Below are 14,994 nucleotides of genomic sequence, written 5' to 3'. Positions count from 1 at the left end.
GGTCGAAGAAAGCGGTCGGTGCGTGGGAGAGCCGAACGGGGGAACCAAAGAGGGCCGAACGGGGAATCGGGAAGGGCCGAGTGGGGGACTGGAGAGGACCGAACGGGGACTAGCGGTTCAGACCGCCGCGAAACCGCGCTCCAGCGGGGCGGTCGTGGCGGTCACGTCGTCAGTCGAGGTCGCCGGGGCGGTCGCCGTCGAGGCCGCCGTCGGTCGCCGGGGCGTCGAGTTCGGCGGTCGACGCGGCGTCGGAGTCGGCGAACGCGCCGTCGCGGTCCGCAGCGTCGTAGTCGACGGTGAACTCGGAGACGAGCGACATCAGCTGCTCGGACTGGGTAGCGAGACGGTCCGCGCCGTCGGAGACCTCGCTGAGCGAGGCGGTCTGTTCTTCGGCCGCGGCCGCGACCGACTCGGCGCGCTCGGCGGTCTCGTCGCTGATATCGGAGACGCGGTCCATCATCGACGCGACCTCCTCGGTCGAGGCGGCCTGCTCGTCCGTGGTCCGGCTGATTTCGTCGACGCCGTCGGTCGTCTCGCGGACGTTCTCGACGATAGTGTCGAGCGAGTCGCGGGCGGTCTGGACCGCGTCGACGCCGGAGTCGACGGCGTCGCGCGTCTCGCGCATCTCGGAGACGGACGCCGCGGACTTCGCTTGGACCTCCTCGATGGTCGCCTCGATTTCCTCGGCCGAGGCCTTGGTCTCGCCGGCGAGTTCCTTGACCTCGTTTGCAACGACCGAGAAGCCCTCGCCGGCCTCGCCGGCGCGGGCGGCCTCGATGTTCGCGTTGAGCGCGAGGATGTTCGTCTGCTCCGCGATGTCGGTGATGAGTTCGACGATGTCGCCGATTTCGGCCATGTCGCCTTCGAGGTCCTCGATGCGGTCGACCGTCCGGCGGGTCTGCGTCTCGACGGTCTCGATGGTGTCGATGGCGTTGGCGGCCGCCTCGTGGCCGTCCTCGCTCGCTTCGAGGGTGTGCTGGGCGGTCCGTTCGAGCTCGCTCGCCGAGGAGGCGACCTCCTCGATGGTCGCAGAGAGGTTGCTCGTCTCGCTCGTCGTCTGCCGGAGGTTCTCGCGCTGTTCGTGCGCGCCCTCGGCCATGACCTGCGTGGACTCGCTGACCTGTCGGCTCGCGCGCTCTATCTCCTGGGAGCTCGCGGTGACCTCCTGGCTGGCCGCGGCGACGGTCTCGGCGAACGCGACGACCTCCGCGACGGTCGCTTCGAGCTCGTCGGCCATGTCGTTGAACGACCGCGCCATCTCGTTCATCGCGTCGTTGTCGGCGTCCTCCGACATCCGGCGCGTGAGATTGCCGTCGGCGGCGTCCGCCATCGTCTCGCTGAACTCGGCGGCCTTCGCTTCGAGTTCGGTGATGAGGGCTTCGAGTTCCGTGTGCGTCTGGCCCATCGACTCGCCGAACGACCCCGGGATGTCCTCGTCGAGGACGGGGTCGTCGAAGCGCTTGTCGGCGAGCGCCTCGGCCTGCCCGGCGACGGTCGTGAGGTACGACTGCATCGACTCGAAGGAGTCGTACAGCCGCCCCATCTCGTCGATTCGGACGGTGTTCGGGAGGTCGCCGTCGACCTCGCCGTTGGCGATGTCGTCGGCGTTGCGAGCGACGACCGAGAGGGACCGCGCGGTGCCGCGGCCCATGGTCGCGCCGACGAGGAACAGCGCGCCGACGCCGAACGCGACGAGGAGCATCACGTTCGTCGTCACCTGCGACTGGAGCGCGAACGCCCGGTCGGCCGGCACGTGGTAGGTGAGCACCCAGTCGGTTCCGGTGATGGGCGCGTACGCCATCGCGTACTCGCCGGACTCCATGCCCGTGCGGGCGGAGACGACCTCGTAGCCGGTCTGCCCGGACAGCGCCGCGTCGATGGCCTCGATGGACGAGCCGTCGGCGGCCGCGTACTGGTCGAGGATAGACGCCTTCCGGTTGTCGAAGAGGATGGTTCCCGACTCGGAGACGACCTTGGTGTCACCGGTCGCGTAGGGCGATTCGAACTGGTGGGGGCCCGCTTGGAGCGACGCCGTCAGGACGATTGCGCCGTTGGCCCCGGAGACGGGCGCGGCGAACGCGACGACCGGCTCGCCGCCGGACTCGTACGGCTCGGTGACGGTCACGGACTGGCCCGACGACAGCGACGCGGCGTCGTCGGCCCACGGCGCGGACAGCGAGTCGAGCGACTGCCCGGTCGCGCTGTCGGTCGTGCTCGCGACGACCGCGCCGGTGTCGGCGTCGACGTAGTGGAGCGAACGGACGTCACCGGAGAGTTGGATGAGCTTCCCTTCGAGCCACCGCTGGTGGTCGGCGGGCGGAGTACCAGCCGGTTGGTCCGCGAGCGACTCGGCGAGGAACGAGACGGTGGACTCCTTCGAGGTCACCCAGTCGGAGACCGACTTGGCCTCCGTCGCCGCCGCGCCGCGAATCTGCGACTCGGTCTGCGACTCGACGACCGACTTGGTGTCGAAGTGGATGTACGCGCCCGCGCCGCCCATGACGAGCGCGATGAGGAGGAGCACGACCCCGAACTTCGCCGCGTAGCGGCGGCGAATCACGTTCGGAAGCGCCCGTTCGAGGAGGCTCGTCAGCCGCGAAAACGGGTTCATTGGTCACCTCCGGACTCGAAGAACTGGCGCTGGAGGAGTTCGACCTGCTCGACCGAGCCGTTGTGGACCCGCTCGACGAGGTACGAACTCAGCGGTTCGAGCGCCTCCGTGAGGTCGACCCCGCTCGACGCGCCCTGATAGTTCAGTTCGCGGCCGGCGTCGACGAGCGTTCGAACCCGGTCGAACTCGCCGACCGAGACGGTGTGTCCGGTTCCGCCCGAGACGGTCTGCAGGGCGTCTGCGATGGCCGGACCCGACGCCTCGCCCGCGTACTCCGCCGCGGTCGCCATGAGGAACAGGGCGTCGTAGGCGTTCGCCGCGTAGGGTTGCAGCGGCGCGATGTCGGAGAGCCGCTGGGAGAGGTGAAAGTAGCCGTCAGTCCGAACCGACGACAGCGAGGCGCTGTAGAAGCCCTCGTAATAGGGCGGAATCTCGCCGTCGAACAGGCCCGCCGAGAAGACCCACGGGGCCTCGTAGTCGGACGCGCCGTAGGCGTCGAGGACGCCCCCCTCCTGCCCGGGGACGCTGACGAAGCCGACCGCGTCGGGCGAGTCGGCGAACACCTCGTCGACGACGCCGCCGAAGTCGTCCGCGGTCGGGTCGTAGCTGACCTCGGTGACGACCTCCGCGTCGAGTTGGTCGCCGAGTGCGGTGCCGAGGTCGGAACCGAAGGCCCCGTCGACGGTGAGTACGGCGACCCGGTCGGCGTCGGCGTACTGCGGCGCGTCGAGAATCTTCGCCATCGCGGTCGCCTGCAGGCTGTCGCTCGGGACGGTGCGGCCGAAGAACTTCCGACCGTCGGCGCGCCCGGCCTCCGAGAGCCGCGGGTTCGTGCTCGCCGGGCTCATCTCCATGACGGCGTCGTCGGCCGCCTCGGGGGCGAGCGCGAGCGACACGTCGCTGACGAGGCCGCCGACGAAGCCGACGACGCCCGCGTCGGCCAGCGAGGCGTAGCCGTCGGTTGCGACCGACGCGGACCCCTCCGTGTCCACGGTGGTCAGTTCGACCGGCCGCCCGAGCACGCCGCCCGCGCGGTTGATGTCTTCGACCGCCTGCTCGGCGGCGCGCTTGCCGTGCGTTCCCACCTGCTCCAGCGACCCGCTGACGGGCAACATCGCCCCGAATCGAACGGGCTCCCCGGACTCCGTTCCGAACGTCCCCACGCACCCGGACAGCGAGCCGAGCCCCACCGCGCCGGCGGCGGTGCGGAGAAACGTCCGTCTGTCGTACCTTGCTGTCACAGATTTTCCGAGACAACTCCCGTATATAATTTTGGGCCGCCGATTATCATACGCTGTATTTTTGGGACGGCTGTCCAACATCGAACACGAAATATGGATGTGCTACCACGCAACATCCGAGCGAGTCGTCGCGACGAGGGGTCAGTTTCGGGACGCTCGCACTCCCTCACGACTGGGGCATCGTAGCGTTTTATCCGCCGGCCCACCCACGTGCGGACATGACTACTCAGGGAATCGTCGGACAGTTCCTCTCGCTGAAAGAGGAGACCGACGCCGACCTGCTCGCCATGCAGTGCGGCGACTTCTACGAGTTCTTCGCCGACGACGCCGAGACGGTCGGCCGCGAACTCGACCTCAAGGTCTCCCAGAAGTCCTCGCACGGGTCGTCGTACCCGATGGCGGGCGTGCCGCTGAACGACCTGACGCCCTACCTCAAGGCGCTCGTCGAGCGCGGCTACCGGGTCGCCGTCGCCGACCAGTACGAGACCGAGTCCGGCGACCTTCGCCGAGAAATCAAGCGCGTTGTCACGCCGGGGACGCTTCTCGAAACCTCCCGCGCCGACGCGCAGTTCCTCGCGGCCGTCGTGACCGACGGCGACGGCGTCGGCCTCGCGTTCGCCGACATCACCACCGGCCAGTTCCTCGTCACCGAGGCCGCGACCGTCGACGACGCCGCGGCCGAACTCTACCGCTTCGCCCCCGTCGAAGTCCTCCCCGGCCCGGAACTGCGCGGCGACGACGAGACGCTCTCTCGCCTGCGCGAGGCCACGGACGCCTCCTTCTCGCTTTTCTCCACCGAGGCGTTCGCGCCGGGTCGCGCCCGCCACGCCGTCCGCGAGCAGTTCGGCGCGTCCACGGTCGACAGCGTCGGTCTCGACTCCGACCTCGCGACCCGCGCCGCCGGCGGCGTCCTCGCCTACGTCGAGGAGACGGGCGCGGGCGTCCTCCGGTCGATGACGCGCCTGCAGGTCTACCACCCTTCGGACCTACTCGAACTCGACGCGACCACCCAGCGCAACCTCGAACTCACCGAGACGATGCACGGCGACCGCTCGGGGTCGCTGTTCGACACGATAGACCACACCGTCACCTCTCCCGGCGGCCGCCTCCTCCGCGAGTGGCTGACCCGCCCGCGGCGCGACCGCGACGAACTCGCCCGCCGACTCGACGCCGTGCAGTCGCTCGCCTCGGCCGCCCTCGCCCGCGAGCGCGTTCGCGAGGTACTCGACGGGGCGTACGACCTCGAACGACTCGCCTCCCGGTCGGCGTCCGGGAGCGCCGGCGCGTCCGACTTGCTCTCGGTTCGGGACACCCTCTCTGTGCTTCCCGCGCTCGCCGACGCCATCGAGGGGACCGAACTCGCGGACTCCCCGCTCGCGGAAGTCGTCTCGCGGCCGGACCGGGACGCCGCGGCCGACCTCCGAGCCGACCTCGCCGACGCGCTCGCCGAGGACCCGCCGAAGACGGTCACGCAGGGCGGGCTGTTCCAGCAGGGCTACGACGACGAACTCGACGACCTCATCGAGCGCCACGAGTCGGCGAAGTCGTGGCTCGACACGCTCGCCGACCGCGAAAAGCGGGACCACGGCCTCTCGCACGTCACCGTCGACCGCAACAAGACCGACGGCTACTACATCCAGGTCGGCAAGTCGGTCGCCGACCAGGTCCCCGACCACTACCGGCAGATAAAGACGCTCAAGAACTCGAAGCGCTTCGTCACCGAGGAGTTAGAGGAGAAAGAACGCGAGATTCTCCGGCTCGAAGAGGCCCGCGGCGACCTCGAGTACGAACTGTTCGAAGAACTCCGCGAGCGCGTGGCCCGGCGCGCCGAACTCCTGCAGGACGTGGGTCGAACCATCGCCGAGGTGGACGCGCTGGCGTCGCTTGCGACCCACGCCGCCGGCAACGGGTGGACCCGACCCGAACTCACGGACGCCGGGGCGCTCGACATCGAGGCCGGTCGCCACCCGGTCGTGGAGACGACGACCGACTTCGTCCCGAACGACCTCCGCATGGACGACGAGCGCGGCTTCCTCATCGTCACCGGGCCGAACATGTCGGGCAAATCGACGTACATGCGGCAGGCGGCGCTCATCACGCTCCTCGCGCAGGTGGGGAGCTTCGTGCCCGCGCGCTCGGCGACCGTCGGCGTCGTCGACGGCATCTACACCCGCGTCGGCGCGCTGGACGAACTCGCGCAGGGTCGCTCGACGTTCATGGTCGAGATGCAGGAACTCTCGAACATCCTCCACTCGGCCACCGAGGACTCGCTCGTCATCCTCGACGAGGTGGGCCGCGGAACCGCCACCTACGACGGCATCTCCATCGCGTGGGCGGCCACCGAGTACCTGCATAATGAGATACGGGCCAAGACGCTCTTCGCCACGCACTACCACGAGCTGACGACCCTCGCGGACCACCTCGACCGCGTCGCCAACGTCCACGTCGCGGCCGACGAGCGCGACGGCGACGTGACCTTCCTCAGGACCGTCGTCGACGGCCCGACCGACCGGAGCTACGGGATTCACGTCGCCGATTTGGCGGGGGTTCCGCGCCCGGTCGTCGACCGCGCCGCCGACGTGCTCGACCGGCTCCGCGAGGAGAAGGCCATCGAGGCGAGGGGGTCCGGAACCTCGGAACCCGTACAGGCCGTCTTCGACGTGGGAAGCGGACAGATGAAAGTCGCGGAGGGCGGCGACTCCGCCGACGATTCGACGGGCTCCGGTGCGCCCGCGAACGGCGCAACGGGCAACGGGTCGGCCGGGGCGCTCGCCGGGGCGAGCGCCGAGGCGGCCGACGCCGAGACAGAGACCGAGTCCGGGGCCGCGCCGGACCCGGAAACCGAAGCCGTCCTCGACGAACTCCGGGCGACCGACGTGAACGACACGTCGCCGCTGGACCTGATGGCGAAGGTGCAGGCGTGGCAGTCGAAGCTGGACGGCGGTGACGGCGAATGAGCGACATCAAACAGCTCGACGAGAAGACCATCCAGCGCATCGCCGCCGGCGAGGTGGTCGAACGGCCCGCCTCGGTCGTCAAGGAGTTGTTCGAAAACAGCCTCGACGCGGACGCGACGCGCATCTCCGTGGCCGTCGACGCCGGCGGCGTGGAGGGCGTCCGCATCCGCGACGACGGCGTCGGCATGAGCGAGGAGGACCTCGAACTCGCCGTCCGCGAGCACACGACGAGCAAAATCGGCGATATCGAGGACCTCGAAGCCGGCGTCGGCACCCTCGGCTTCCGCGGCGAGGCGCTCCACACCATCGGCGCGGTGTCGCGGCTGACCATCCGGTCGAAGCCCCGCGGCGGCGACGTGGGCACGGAGCTGAAGTACGAGGGCGGCGAGGTCGAGTCGATTCGGCCGGCCGGCTGTCCCGAGGGGACGGTCGTCGAGGTCGACGACCTGTTTTACAACACGCCCGCGCGACGGAAGTTCCTCAAGACGACGGCGACCGAGTTCGACCACGTCAACGCGGTCGTCACCCACTACGCCCTCGCCAACCCCGACGTGGCCGTCTCGCTCGAACACGACGACCGCGAGGTGTTCGCCACCGAGGGCCGCGGCGACCTCCAGTCGACCGTGCTCTCGGTGTACGGCCGCGAGGTCGCGGAGTCGATGGTTCCGGTCGACCGCGACGCCCCCGGCGTCTCCGTCTCGGGGCTCGTGAGCCACCCCGAGACAACCCGAAGCACCCGCGACTACCTCTCGACGTTCGTCAACGACCGCTACGTCACCGACCGCGTGCTCCGCGAGGCCGTCCTCGACGCCTACGGCGGCCAACTCGACGCCGACCGCTACCCCTTCGCGGTGCTGTTCGTCGAGGTCGCGCCCGACGCCGTGGACGTGAACGTCCACCCGCGGAAGATGGAGGTCCGCTGGGACGACGAGGCCGGCGTCAAGCGCGACGTGACCGATGCGGTCGAAGACGCCCTGCTGAATCACGGCCTCGTCCGGTCGTCGGCCCCGCGAGGCCGGTCGAAAGCCGACGAGGCGGCCATCCAACCCGGTTCGACGGACGACGACGCGGCGTCGATGGACCCCCACGACGCCCGGGAATCGGAGACGGGCGGCGAAACAGACGACGACGCGGACCCCCCGTCCGCGCGGGACGTGCAGTCGGCGCGGGAGGCCCGCGAGTCGGATGCACAGTCGAACCCGGACGCGGTCGCGGCCGACGATGCCGGACCAGACACCACGACTGCAACTGAACGAGGGTCGGGCGTCGACGCCGAGAATCCGGCTGACGGCGACGCCGATGCGTCCGCCGAGACGCCCGAGGGTTCGGGGGGTTCGTCCGGTTCGACTTCGGCCTCGACGCCGGCGTCTGCGCCGCCGACGCCGCCCCGCGAATACGACCTCGCGCCGGGACCGGAGACGACCGAGCAGTCGTCGCTTTCGACCGACGAGACTGAACCGGAGGCGACACAGGCAACGAGGCCGTCCGACGACCCCGAATCGGAGTCCGAGTCGGACAGCGAAACCCCGCCACGTCGCCCCTCGCGAATCGCCGCGCCGACGACCCAGCGCGACCTCTCCGGGGAGGAGGCGGACCTCTCACCCGAGTTCGACTCGCTCCCGTCGATGCGAATCATCGGCCAACTCGCGGACACCTACATCGTCGCCGAGACCGACGAGGGGTTGGTGCTCGTCGACCAGCACGCCGCCGACGAGCGCGTGAACTACGAGCGCCTGAAGGGCGAGGTCGAAGGCGATACGCCGACGCAGGCGCTGGCCGAACCGGTCGAACTCGAACTCACGGCGCGCGAGGCGGCGCTGTTCGAGGAGTACCGCGAGGCGCTGGCGCAGGTGGGATTCCACGCCGGGCGGACCGGCGAGCGGACCGTCTCGGTCCGCACCGTGCCGGCGGTGTTCGACGCCGCGCTCGACCCCGGACTGCTCCGCGACGCGCTGACGGCGTTCGTCCGCGAGGAGGCCGACGGCGGCCGGAAGACCGTCGACGCCGTCGCCGACGAACTGCTGTCGGACCTCGCGTGTTACCCCTCGATTACGGGCAACACGTCGCTCCGGGAGGGCTCCGTGCTCGACCTGCTCGCCGCGCTCGACGACTGCGAGAACCCCTACGCCTGCCCCCACGGTCGCCCGGTCATCATCGAGTTCGACCGCGACGAAATCACCTCGCGCTTCGAGCGCGACTACCCCGGCCACGGCGGGCGACGACGCGAGGAGTAGCCGGCGCGGGTCGGTCGCGTTGCCCGCCGCTATCCGCGACCCGACCTCCGATTCTCGGAACCGATAGCATCGGCGAGGATTCAAGTCGGGGCACCGAGACGGTGGAGGCGATGAATCCGCTGGTCTTTCTGGGCATCTGCTTCGGGCCGCTGGCGCTCGTCGTCTCGTATCTCTTCACGGCGGCGACGGGGCCGAGCGTGCCGCCGTGGGCCGACGCGGCCGGGCAGGCGATTCGGCTCTACGGGACGGCGGCCGCCGTGGTCGTCGGCCCGCTGGCGCTCCACGTCGACCGGCTGGACCTCGCCCGCGAGAGCGACTGGGTTCCCTCCCCCGTGTACTACCTCGTGGCGATTCCGTTTCTGAGCATCCCCATCGCGTTCATCTACCTCGTCCGGCGATTGACCGCCGCGTGAGCCGGCACGCGGGGGCGAACGAATCGACCGCAGGCGTGTCATTCGACGGCAACGCCGGAGGTTTATATCGCGCCCGCGAACGGCCTTCCATGACAGCACTCGTGACCTTCGGCGAGACGATGCTTCGGCTGTCGCCGCCGCGTGGCGAGCGACTCGAGACCACCCGCGAACTCGAAGTGCAGGCGGGCGGCGCGGAGTCGAACGTCGCCGTCGCCGCCACCCGACTCGGAGGGGACGCAGCGTGGTTCTCGAAGCTCCCGGACTCGCCGCTCGGCCGGCGAATCGTCGGCGAACTCCGGAGCCACGGCGTCGACACCGACGGCGTCGTCTGGACCGACGACGCCCGACAGGGCGTCTACTACCTCGAACACGGGGCGTCGCCGCGCCCGACGAACGTCGTCTACGACCGCGCCGACGCGGCCGTGACGACGCTGGAGACGGGCGAAACCGACCTCGACGCCGTCCGCGACGCCGAGGTGTGCTACACGAGCGGCATCACCCCCGCGCTCTCCGAGACGCTCCGCGAGACCACGGCCGACGTGCTCGATGCGGCGCAGGACGCCGGGACGACGACCGCCTTCGACCTGAACTACCGGACGAAGCTCTGGTCGCCCGAGGAGGCGGCCGAGGGCTACCGAGACCTGCTCGGCTCCGTCGACCTGCTGTTCGCCGCCGAGCGCGACGCGGCGACCGTCCTCGGGCGCGACGGCGACGCCGAGTCCGTCGCCCGCGGGCTCGCCGAGGACTACGGTATCGAGACCGTCGTCGTCACTCGCGGCGAGAAGGGGTCGCTCGCCGTCTCCGGCGGAGCGGTGTCCGAACAGGGCGTCTACGAGGCTGAGACCCGCGACGCCATCGGGACCGGCGACGCCTTCGTCGGCGGCTATCTCGCCAAGCACCTCGACGGCGGGAGCGTGGCCGAGTCGCTGCGGTGGGCGTCGGCGACGGCGTCGCTCAAGCGGACCGTCGACGGCGACATCGCGGTCGTCAACCCCGAAGACGTCGAGCGCGTCGTCGCCGACGAGGGCGACGGCATCTCGCGGTAGGGTCGCCCGGCGACCGGCAGGCGTATTTCCGTCCGTCCAGTAGCCGCCGACATGGAGGTCACGACGACCGGCCGGTTCCGGGTCTATCGCAGTCCGCGCGACGGAGACGAACTCCTCTTGCTCGAACTCCCCGAGGAGCGCGTCGACTGGGCCGACCCGGCCGTCGAGACCGACGCCGACGACGCCTACTCACCGACCTACGTGCCACAGACCGGCTACAACGGCGACCTCGCAGAGCGCGTCTCGGCGCTCGAACCCGGAAACGAAATCGAGGCGACGCTGACGTGGGACGACGGCGACCCGCACTTTGCAGACGTGTCGGTCCGCGACCGGACCCGCTTTCGGTTCGTCGGTGCCGCGACGGGGCTGTTCGAGGCCGCCCGCGAGACGTGGCACGCGACCGGCGACGGCGAGGCCATCGGCTCGCGCGTCACCTACGGCACCGACGGCGACCCGAACGCCGTGCTCTACGTCTTCGCGAAACAGCCCGGCGCGCGTGACCTGTTCGACGAGTTCGGCGACGGGGTCGTCCCCGTAGACCCGCTTTTGGACCGCCTCGACGACGAGACCGACGTGCCCGACGCGCCCCGCGAGGTGTTCGTCTTGCGCCCCCTCGACGAGGAGTTCGTCCTCGTCGCCATCGCGCTCGACCGAGACGGACTGTTCGCGCGGACGATGCGCGACACCTACTGCTGACGCGCCGCGGGTCGTCGCCGGCCGCTCCCGAGTCGCACTCGGTCACTCGGGGTCGGCGTCGCTCGGCGCGCGGGAACCACACTCCGAACATCGGTAGACGGTTCGCCAGCCGCCGCCGGTGACGAACCGCCGCCGAAACGAGTGTCTCGCGCCGCACTCGTCGCAGACCGTCGGCGGTCCGTTCGGGTCGGACGGGTCGCGCATACGCCGAGTCGTGGCGGAACGGACTAAATGCCACCGTCGTCAGTCGTCGCCGACGCCGTCGTGTCCGGGCGGCGAGCGGCCGGCGTGCGGCCGGCGGCGAGTTCGACTGAACTGACTGACTCGACAGAAGAGCGGGGCGACGAAGCGTTAGTTCTCTTGGGTCCAGCGCTGGTAGACCGCGGAGCCGCCGAGAACGGCGAAGACGAGCGAGCCGAGACCGGGCGCGCCGACGCCCGAGATGACCGGGACGCCGACAGCAACGGCGATCATGAGGACGATGCCGAGCGCGGCGAGCGCGGCGTAGTACTCGCTCCACGAGAGTTCGCCCTCGGGGACGACCTCCATGTAAACCGTCACGTCGCCCGCCTCGGCCAGCGAGACGACCTTCGACTCGTCGTCGTAGTTCACGATGTCCAGTTCGGCGAGTTTGGGGATGTGAGTCTGTTGCAGCGAGACGTAGGCGCTCTGGCGGATGTTCCGCGGCGGCGGCGACTCCCCGGTCTCCGCTTCCGCGATGCGCTCCGAGAGTTCGCGGAGGGTCAGGTCACCGTCTTGGAGGAACTCGATGGCCATCCGACGGCGGTCGTTACTCAGTACCTCGTGAATTCGCGTCTCGGAGAGTCCGGGTTCGGATGTTGTCGCCATACGAGGATTCGATCGATTTGTGACTGGTCGCTTCTTCTATATTAACAGTTCGCCTCCGGAATCGCCGTCCGGAATAACGAGTATCGGCAGAAAGCAAGGCCGTTATCTCCCTCTAACGCCCGAATTGCGGCTCTATTTCGACTGCCAATCGGCCAAAAGGTACATCAGTGACATGTTCTGCGCCCGACGCGAATCGAGGAGTCGTGGGTCGGAGACACGAATTTCTCGCACGCATCACCGGGGATTACGATGCGGTCGCCGCCAACGGCCCCGCGCCTGCGGGTCGTCAGGAACCGCTCGGCTCGTTCGCCAGCGAAGAGGCGTCCGGCGAAGCGAGGCCTGTCAGAACGACGGTTCGGAGCCTCCTCGGCGAGTTCACGAGTCGTCGAGGGCGATTGCTCGGAACAGATGCATGCCACACAGAACGAGCCCGACGAGAAGACTCAACAGGCCGCGGCGACGACATCGGGCGATGAGCGACCCCGTTCCCGTCGTCATCTACACGCGCACGGAGTGTGACCTCTGCGACGAGGCCGAAGCGACCGTCCGCGAGGTCGCAGACGAGACGGACGTTCCGGTCGATATCGACCTCGTGAACGTCGATACCGACGACGAACTCAGCGAGAAGTACGGGGAGCGAGTGCCGTACGTCTACGTGGACGACCGACCGGCGTTCAAGTTCCGCGTCGACGCCGGCCGGCTCAGGGAGAAACTGACCGCGGCGCGGGAGTGAGCGCCGTCACTCGGCGTCGGCGGGGTGCACCCACTCGACGCCGCGGAACTCGAAGCGCGCGCCGCCGTCGGTGCCGTCGGTGAGCGTGACCGACCAGCCGTGGGCCTCGGCGATGTTTTCGACGATAGCCAACCCGAACCCCGTCCCGGTTCGGTCGGTCGTGTACCCGTGTTCGAACACCCGCTCGCGGAGCGACTCGGGGATGCCGTCGCCGTCGTCTTCGACGTAGAAGCCCGCATCGTCGTCGAGTCGGCCGACGGTCACGGTCGCGGCCGCGCCGCCGTGCTCGACGGCATCACCGGACGAACTCCGGTTGCCTGTAGAACCATGTTCTACAGCATTGCGAAACAGGTTCTCGAACAGTTGGAGGAGCCTGCCCGTGTCGGCGCGGACCACGCCGAGGTCGAGCGGTTCGAGACGGGCGTCCTCGGTGGCGACGAAGCTCCACGCGTGGGTGACCTTCGACCGGAGGTCGACCGCCTCGAACTCCGTGACCGGCGAGCCCTGTCGAGCGAGCGTAAGCAGGTCGCTGATGAGGGCGTTCATCCGTTCGAGCGCCGTCTCTATCTTTTCGAAGTGCTCCGGGTCGCCGGTGTCGGCCGCGATTTCGAGGTAGCCCTTGGCGACCGAAAGCGGGTTTCGGAGGTCGTGTGCGACCACGGAGACGAACTCGTCGAGGCGCTCGTTCGCCGCCGCGAGTTCGGCCTCGCGGTCGCGGAGCGTCTGTTCGCGCTTCGCCCGTTCGACGGCCGACGAGACGGTGGACGCGAGCAGTTGGAGGAGTTCGACGTCGACGTCGGTGAACGCCCCCTGACGGGTGTCGCCGGTGAGGAGGACGCCGTACTCGCCGAGCGGGACGTGGACCTCCGACTCGATGGACGAGTCGGGGTGCTGCACCTCCGACCCGCCGACGGTTCGCTCGTACACCCGCACCTCGTTGGCGTCGAACGCCTCCCAGATGAGCGTCTCCTCGCCGTCCCGGTGGAGAGTGGGCGACTCGCCGAACACCTGCCGGGCGGCGTCGGACTGCGCGACCGGGACGAGCGCGTCGTCGTCGGGGTCGTGGAACCACACGCCCGAGATGGGCCAGCCGACCACGTCGCGGACGGCGTCGACGGCGACGGCCGCGACCGCCTCGCTCGTCTCGACGCGGAGGAGTTCGCGGGCGACTGACTGAAGGTCGCGAAGCGCCCGTTCGAGCCGCTCGCGCTCGGCGGCGTCTCTCCCCGGGAGACGCGTCCTCGCGCTCGGTCCGGCTCCGGAGTCGCACTGGTCCGCGACTTCCCCGGCGTCGAGGCTCGCATCGTCGGTGCCGGCTCTGTCCGCCGCGGCTGCGGCATCGGAGGCGACCTCGCGGATGAAGACGCTCACCCCGCTGTCGTCGGGGTAGATTCGCGCCGAGACGCGAACGTCGAAGGCGTCGATTCGGGTGTCGAGTCGCGTCGTGGCTCCCGACGCCATCGCGGCTTCGAGCGCCCCGTGAATCTCGGAGCCGACCTCGGGGAAGAGCTCGCGGAAGTCTCGGTTGAGGGCCTCCGCGGCCGGAACGCCGGTTCGCTCGGCCATCGCGTCGTTCCAGTAGCTGACGGTCCAGTCGTCGTCTAACGCGAAGATGCCGTCGGTGACGCGGCCGTAGACGGTCGCGAGGTGCGCGTCGGACTCGGTGAGTCGCTCCTGGACGCGGTACTGCGACACCGCGTTGAACACGCGGCTCGCGAGGAGGTGGAAGTCCTCGTCGCCGGCGGTCCGCCGGACGTAGTCGCTAACGCCGAGCGAAATCGCGCGGCTCGCCACCGCCTCGTCGCCGTGGGCGGTGTAGAGGATGAACGGCAGGTCGGACGAGCGGGCGCGAACGGCGGTGAGGAGGTCGAGGCCGTCGCCGTCCCGGAGGTGGTACTCCGAGACGACGCAGTCGACGCCGTCGTCCTCGACGACGGAGATACCGTCGATGACGGCGGTCTCGCCCCGGACATCGAGCCGGTCGGACTCGCGTTCGAGCGCCGTCGCGACGAGGGCGACGAACTCCGGGTCCCGGCCGACGTAGAGGACGGAGATGGGGTCGTCACCGCCGTTCCCGGTGCTGTCGTCGGGGGTGGACATACTCGTTCGAGAGCCGTGAGTTCAATAGGTGTTTCGTCAGCAGCAGCGACCGACGGCCACGGGTTCAGCGACGAGGGCGAGCCGTACGGTTCGCGCTCCGGTCGCTCGGACGGG

Annotated in this window: 11 protein-coding genes; 6 read left to right on the top strand and 5 right to left on the bottom strand. The window is 69.5% G+C overall.

The features are described 5' to 3' along the window. Positions 1–169: 169 nt before the first annotated feature. Both C457_RS02870 and C457_RS02865 read right to left on the bottom strand, forming a co-directional pair. Positions 170–2,611, bottom strand: coding sequence for a methyl-accepting chemotaxis protein (locus C457_RS02870; RefSeq protein ID WP_008091814.1), 2,442 nt, complete (start codon positions 2,609–2,611; stop codon positions 170–172). Then, positions 2,608–3,786 carry an ABC transporter substrate-binding protein gene (locus C457_RS02865; protein ID WP_394295173.1) on the bottom strand — a complete coding sequence of 393 codons (1,179 nt, stop codon included), beginning with the start codon at positions 3,784–3,786 and terminating at the stop codon, positions 2,608–2,610. Before C457_RS02865 ends, C457_RS02870 begins: the two co-directional genes overlap by 4 nt. Positions 3,787–4,070: 284 nt before the next feature. Between C457_RS02865 and mutS the strand changes: the two genes are divergently transcribed. The 5 genes from mutS (at position 4,071) to C457_RS02840 (ending at position 11,198) form a co-directional block, all read left to right on the top strand. Then, positions 4,071–6,809 carry a DNA mismatch repair protein MutS gene (gene mutS / locus C457_RS02860; protein WP_008091811.1) on the top strand — a complete coding sequence of 913 codons (2,739 nt, stop codon included), beginning with the start codon at positions 4,071–4,073 and terminating at the stop codon, positions 6,807–6,809. After that, the gene (gene mutL / locus C457_RS02855; protein ID WP_008091810.1) at positions 6,806–9,043 is read left to right on the top strand and encodes a DNA mismatch repair endonuclease MutL; all 2,238 of its coding nucleotides are present in this window, start codon (positions 6,806–6,808) and stop codon (positions 9,041–9,043) included. Before mutS ends, mutL begins: the two co-directional genes overlap by 4 nt. 110 nt (positions 9,044–9,153) lie before the next feature. Next, the gene (locus tag C457_RS02850) at positions 9,154–9,456 is read left to right on the top strand and encodes a hypothetical protein (protein WP_049913353.1); all 303 of its coding nucleotides are present in this window, start codon (positions 9,154–9,156) and stop codon (positions 9,454–9,456) included. A gap of 89 nt (positions 9,457–9,545) precedes the next feature. Continuing rightward, positions 9,546–10,502, top strand: a complete 957-nt coding sequence (gene kdgK1 / locus C457_RS02845; RefSeq protein ID WP_008091808.1) for a bifunctional 2-dehydro-3-deoxygluconokinase/2-dehydro-3-deoxygalactonokinase — start codon at positions 9,546–9,548, stop codon at positions 10,500–10,502. 51 nt (positions 10,503–10,553) lie between these two features. Then, on the top strand, positions 10,554–11,198 hold the full coding sequence (locus C457_RS02840; protein ID WP_008091807.1) for a DUF6663 family protein: 645 nt from the start codon (positions 10,554–10,556) through the stop codon (positions 11,196–11,198). 42 nt (positions 11,199–11,240) lie between these two features. On the opposite strand, the gene C457_RS20520 is transcribed toward C457_RS02840, so the two are convergent. Both C457_RS20520 and C457_RS02835 read right to left on the bottom strand, forming a co-directional pair. Further along, positions 11,241–11,402, bottom strand: coding sequence for a hypothetical protein (locus C457_RS20520; RefSeq protein WP_008091806.1), 162 nt, complete (start codon positions 11,400–11,402; stop codon positions 11,241–11,243). 147 nt (positions 11,403–11,549) lie between these two features. Further along, positions 11,550–12,047, bottom strand: a complete 498-nt coding sequence (locus C457_RS02835; protein ID WP_008091805.1) for a DUF7344 domain-containing protein — start codon at positions 12,045–12,047, stop codon at positions 11,550–11,552. 472 nt (positions 12,048–12,519) lie between these two features. Here C457_RS02835 and C457_RS02830 point away from each other — a divergent pair, with 472 nt between their 5' ends. Next, positions 12,520–12,780: a glutaredoxin family protein gene (locus C457_RS02830; protein WP_008091804.1), complete on the top strand. Its 261-nt coding sequence runs from the start codon at positions 12,520–12,522 to the stop codon at positions 12,778–12,780. Positions 12,781–12,786: 6 nt separating this feature from the next. Here the strand turns inward: C457_RS02830 and C457_RS02825 are convergent, their stop codons facing one another. Next, positions 12,787–14,880: a receiver/sensor box histidine kinase gene (locus C457_RS02825; protein ID WP_008091802.1), complete on the bottom strand. Its 2,094-nt coding sequence runs from the start codon at positions 14,878–14,880 to the stop codon at positions 12,787–12,789. Between the last annotated feature and the right edge of the window lie 114 nt (positions 14,881–14,994).

Source organism: Haloferax prahovense DSM 18310, from assembly GCF_000336815.1.
GTDB classification, from domain to species: domain Archaea; phylum Halobacteriota; class Halobacteria; order Halobacteriales; family Haloferacaceae; genus Haloferax; species Haloferax prahovense.
This window is presented reverse-complemented; position numbering and strand designations above follow the sequence as displayed.